Below are 2,500 nucleotides of genomic sequence, written 5' to 3'. Positions count from 1 at the left end.
CGTTAGGTGTAGGCGCAGCGAAAGCGAGTCTGAATAGGGCGCTAAGTTCGTGGGATCAGACCCGAAACCGAGTGATCTATCCATGGCCAGGTTGAAGATGCAGTAACATGCATTGGAGGACCGAACCCACGCCTGTTGAAAAAGTCGGGGATGAGCTGTGGATAGGGGTGAAAGGCCAATCAAACTCGGAGATAGCTGGTTCTCCGCGAAATCTATTTAGGTAGAGCGTCGAATGTTTACCCTCGGGGGTAGAGCACTGGATGGGCTAGGGGGTCCCAAAGACTTACCAAACCTAACCAAACTCCGAATACCGAGGAGTATAGTTCGGCAGGCAGACGGCGGGTGCTAACGTCCGTCGTCGAGAGGGAAACAACCCTGACCGCCAGCTAAGGTCCCCAAGTCATGGCTAAGTGTGAAAGGATGTGGGAAGGCCAAAACAACCAGGAGGTTGGCTTAGAAGCAGCCATCCTTTAAAGAAAGCGTAATAGCTCACTGGTCTAAATAAGCCGGCCTGCGCCGAAAATGTATCGGGGCTAAAGCCATGCACCGAAGCTGCGGGTTCACACTTTGTGTGAGCGGTAGCGGAGCGTTCCGTAAGCCTGTGAAGGGAGACCCGTGAGGGCTCCTGGAGGTATCGGAAGTGAGAATGCTGACATGAGTAGCGAGATGAGTGTGAGAAACACTCACGCCGAAAGTCCAAGGGTTCCTGCGTAAAGTTAATCTGCGCAGGGTTAGCCGGCCCCTAAGGCGAGGGCGAAAGCCGTAGTCGATGGGAACCAGGTGAATATTCCTGGGCCTGCGGGTGGTGACGGATGGTGTGTATCGTGTGCCCTTATCGGATTGGGTGCGCGGTGAAACTGTCCCAGGAAATAGCCCCCGCGTATAGACCGTACCCCAAACCGACACAGGTGGACTGGTAGAGTATACCAAGGCGCTTGAGAGAACGATGCTGAAGGAACTCGGCAAATTGACCCCGTAACTTCGGAAGAAGGGGTACCCCATTTTGCGCAAGCATTGTGGGGTGGCACAGACCAGGGGGTAGCGACTGTTTACTAAAAACATAGGGCTCTGCGAAGTCGAGAGACGACGTATAGGGTCTGACGCCTGCCCGGTGCCGGAAGGTTAAGAGGAGATGTGCAAGCATTGAATCGAAGCCCCGGTAAACGGCGGCCGTAACTATAACGGTCCTAAGGTAGCGAAATTCCTTGTCGGGTAAGTTCCGACCTGCACGAATGGCGTAACGACTTCCCCACTGTCTCCAGCATCGGCTCAGCGAAATTGAACTCTCCGTGAAGATGCGGAGTTCCCGCGGTCAGACGGAAAGACCCCGTGCACCTTTACTACAGTTTTGCAGTGGTGCTAGGGATCGCTTGTGTAGCATAGGTGGGAGGCTTTGAAGCGTGGGCGCCAGCTCGCGTGGAGCCACCGTTGAAATACCACCCTGGCGGTCTCTGGCCTCTAACCGCGATCCGTTATCCGGATCCGGGACCCTGCATGATGGGTAGTTTGACTGGGGCGGTCGCCTCCCAAAGTGTAACGGAGGCGCGCGATGGTAGGCTCAAGCTGGTCGGAAATCAGCTGACGAGTGCAATGGCATAAGCCTGCCTGACTGCGAGGCCAACAAGCCGAGCAGAGACGAAAGTCGGTCATAGTGATCCGGTGGTCCCGTGTGGAAGGGCCATCGCTCAACGAATAAAAGGTACGCCGGGGATAACAGGCTGATGATTCCCAAGAGTCCATATCGACGGAATCGTTTGGCACCTCGATGTCGGCTCATCACATCCTGGGGCTGGAGCAGGTCCCAAGGGTTCGGCTGTTCGCCGATTAAAGTGGTACGTGAGCTGGGTTTAGAACGTCGTGAGACAGTTCGGTCCCTATCTGCCGTGGGTGTTGGAGACTTGAGAGGAGCTGCCCCTAGTACGAGAGGACCGGGGTGGACGCACCTCTGGTGCACCGGTTGTCGCGCCAGCGGCACGGCCGGGTAGCTATGTGCGGACGAGATAACCGCTGAAAGCATCTAAGCGGGAAACTCACCTCAAAACCAGGTCTCCCTGAGAGCCGTGGAAGACCACCACGTCGATAGGCCGGAGGTCGAAGTTCAGTAATGGATGAAGCCGACCGGTACTAATCGCTCGATAGAGCTCTATCGCAAGATCGTGTCGTTCAACGATACGGTCGCCGTCATGTCCGGCGAGGAAGACGTCAGTCGCCTCCCGAAACAGGACACATCACGCAAGGACATATCCTTCACGTTCAGTGCATCCTCGAGAACTTATTCGTCTGTTTTGCTGGCCTGGTGGCCTTAGCGAGGGCCCCAACACCCGATCCCATCCCGAACTCGGCCGTGAAATCCCTCAGCGCCGATGGTACTGCCGCTCAAGCGTCGGAAGAGTAGGTCGTCGCCAGGCCTGCAAAACAGACAAAAACCTCACAACGTCCTCACCCACACCGCGGGGTGGAGCAGCCCGGTAGCTCGTCAGGCTCATAACCTGAAGGTCGT

2 rRNA genes (1 of these 2 cut by a window edge) are annotated in these 2,500 nt (G+C 56.2%); both read left to right on the top strand.

Annotation, left to right across the window (positions count from 1 at the left end):
- Positions 1-2,149, top strand: a 23S ribosomal RNA gene (locus L2U69_RS19035); it begins 597 nt to the left of the window's first position.
- Between the two features lie 143 nt (positions 2,150-2,292).
- Positions 2,293-2,408 (top strand): 5S ribosomal RNA (gene rrf / locus L2U69_RS19030).
- The last annotated feature ends 92 nt before the right edge of the window (positions 2,409-2,500 follow it).

The organism is Zavarzinia marina (genome assembly GCF_021568905.1).
Lineage (GTDB): Bacteria > Pseudomonadota > Alphaproteobacteria > Zavarziniales > Zavarziniaceae > Zavarzinia > Zavarzinia marina.
This window is presented reverse-complemented; position numbering and strand designations above follow the sequence as displayed.